We start from the raw sequence: 2,486 nt of genomic DNA on the forward strand, positions 1-2,486 counted from the left end.
TGGAGATGAAGCTGGGCCGCGCGGGGCGGTTGGCGTTCTGCTCCTTGGCCTCGAGGCTGACCAGGGTGATGCCGTCGGCGGAGGAGAACACCTCGTGATTGGTGTCGACCGCCATGATGTCGTTGTAGCGGGTCACCGACCAATAGGGGCCGTAGGCGCTGTCGGCTGTGTAGTGGACCGGGTCCTCGGCGCGCAGGCGCTCGAAATAGGGCCACAGCTCGTCGTCGGCGAACAATTCGGGCTGAGCGGGGTTCAGGGTCTCAAGCGGCTCGCCATAGGCCCGTGCCCGGACCTCGCCACGGATGTCGACAGCGCCGTCGCTCATGATTCGTCTCCCTGCCGGGGCGCATCGAAGCGGCGCCACCTTGTCGTTGCGGAAGAGGACGCCGATCCGAACATTGTTTTGCAAGGGATTTTGCGATCCCCGTTCCGAAGGCGCGCGCAAACCGCGACCGCAACCCTCATTCAGGGTTGTAAGCGAAAATTCCCGCAACTAGCTTCACCGCCACGAGGGTCGGGGGTGAGTGATGTTGGCGAGTGACACGATTTTCAGTGCGAGCGACGCCAGCGTCATTCGAGGGACGAACGACGCCGACCTGCTGGATGGCGGCGCGGGCCATGACCTGGTGTTCGGCTATGGCGGCAACGACTCCATCAACGGGACCGGCGGCGACACAGTGCTGGGGGGCGATGGCGAGGACACGATCTACGCCACCAGCGGGATCAACTATCTGCGCGGCGACGAGGGATATGATTCGATCCGCGGCGGCTCGGACTTCGACGACATCAACGGCAACAAGGGCAACGACACCATCAACGGCGGCGACGGGGCCGACTGGCTGAGCGGGGGCCAGGACAACGACGTCATGCGCGGCGATCGAGGCGACGACCTGGTGTTCGGCAACCTGGGCGAAGACACGCTGGACGGCGGCCTGGGGAACGACACGATCCGGGGCGGCCAGGCCAACGACACCATGACCGGCGAGGCCGGGGATGACTGGCTGTTCGGCGACCGGGGCGACGACACCATGGTCGGCGGGGTCGGCGCCGACACCTTCAACATCTTCACCGGCGCGGGCGTCGACCGGGTGCTGGACTTCTCGATCGCCGAGGGTGACCGGGTCAGGGTCGAGTACGGGGCCTACTCGGTCAGCCAGGTGGGCGGCGACACCGTGGTCGACCTGGGCGGGGGCGACAGGATGGTGCTGGTCGGCGTGCAGCTTTCCATCCTGCCCTCCGGCTGGATCGTCACCGGCTGAACACGCCGACCAGCTCGATGTGGGACGACCACAGGAACTGATCTACCGGCAGCAGGCGATCCAGGGTGAAGCCGCCGTCGATCAGGATGCGGGCGTCGCGGGCGAAGGTGGCGGGGTTGCAGGAGACGGCGACGGCGCGGGCGACCTTGGAGCGGGCGATCTCAGCCGACTGTTCGGCGGCGCCGGCCCTGGGCGGGTCGAAGACGACCGTGTCGATGCGCTTCATCTCCTCGGCCAGCAGCGGGCGGCGGGCGAGATCGCGGTGCTCGCCGACGATCCCCTTCAGGCCGGGCGCGCTGGCCGCCGCGGCGTTCATCGCCGCGATGGCCGGACCCGATGAGTCGGCGGCCAGGACCGGCGCGATCCCCGCCAGCCGGAAGGTGAAGGTGCCCACCCCGCAGTAGAGATCGGCGATCTTCCCCGCGTCAGCGCAGGCTTCGACCGCCAGGGCGGCCATGGCGGCCTCGGCCGCGGGGACGGCCTGCTGGAAGGCGCCGGCCGGCAGGGCGACGGTGGCGGGGCCCAGGCGCACCATGGGTTGGCGGGCCAGATAGGCCGGCTCGCCGTCGATGGTGACGCGGGCGAAGTCGCCCTTCGCCGCGATCTCGGCCAGGCGCATGCGGGCGTCGGCCGACAGACCGCCGCCGCTCTTGCGCTCCACGCCGGTGATGTCGACGTCGATGCCGGTGGCGGTGACCGTCACGTGCAGGGTAGGCGCGGACTTGGGATGTTCGAACAGCGGCGCGGCGAGGGCGCGCAGGGCCGGCAGGGCGGCCTGCAAGGCCGGGTCGGCGATGGGGCAGACCTCGATCTCGACCACATCCCAAGACTTGCGACCCTTGAAGCCAAGGCGCGCAGCGCTGCGGCTTCCCTGGCGGGCGTGCAGGGCCAGGCGGCGGCGCGTGCCGGGCAAGGCGGCGAAGGCAGGAAGGAACTCGGTCTCCAGCCGCTCGCGGGCCAAGGTACGGCGCAGGCGATCGACCTTCCAGGCGAGGTAAGGCGCGTGGTCCCAGTGCTGCAGCGCGCAACCGCCACAGACGCCGAAATAGCGGCATCGCGGCACGACCCTCGCCACCGAGGCACGCAGAATGTGCTTCGCTTCCGCCAGTTCGTACTTCGGCTTGCGCTGGTACGAGACATACTGGACTGTTTCTCCGGTGAGGGCGCCTTCGATGAAAATGACCTTGCCCTCGAAGTGCGCGATGCCGCGGCCTTCCTGATCAAGCG

At 68.8% G+C, this 2,486-nt stretch carries 2 protein-coding genes and 1 pseudogene; 1 reads left to right on the forward strand and 2 read right to left on the reverse strand.

The window, feature by feature from the left end; all coding sequences use genetic code 11:
* A pseudogene (locus tag RMO04_RS03245) lies at window positions 1-325 on the reverse strand (hypothetical protein); the annotation flags it as partial.
* A gap of 202 nt (window positions 326-527) precedes the next feature.
* Here RMO04_RS03245 and RMO04_RS03250 point away from each other — a divergent pair.
* The gene (locus RMO04_RS03250; RefSeq protein WP_309643360.1) at window positions 528-1,259 is read left to right on the forward strand and encodes a calcium-binding protein; all 732 of its coding nucleotides are present in this window, start codon (window positions 528-530) and stop codon (window positions 1,257-1,259) included.
* Here RMO04_RS03250 and RMO04_RS03255 read toward each other — a convergent pair.
* Window positions 1,249-2,486: RNA methyltransferase (locus RMO04_RS03255; protein ID WP_309643361.1), on the reverse strand; the 1,238-nt coding region annotated here is incomplete at its 5' end. The two genes, RMO04_RS03250 and RMO04_RS03255, sit on opposite strands and share 11 nt — an antisense overlap.

It is taken from the genome of Phenylobacterium sp. (assembly GCF_031412415.1).
In the GTDB taxonomy this organism is placed as follows: Bacteria; Pseudomonadota; Alphaproteobacteria; order Caulobacterales; family Caulobacteraceae; genus Phenylobacterium.

Coding starts and splice junctions, on each gene's coding strand:
- RMO04_RS03250 (WP_309643360.1), top strand. CDS start 528: ATGTTGGCGAGTGACACGATTTTCAGTGCGAGCGACGCCAGCGTCATT.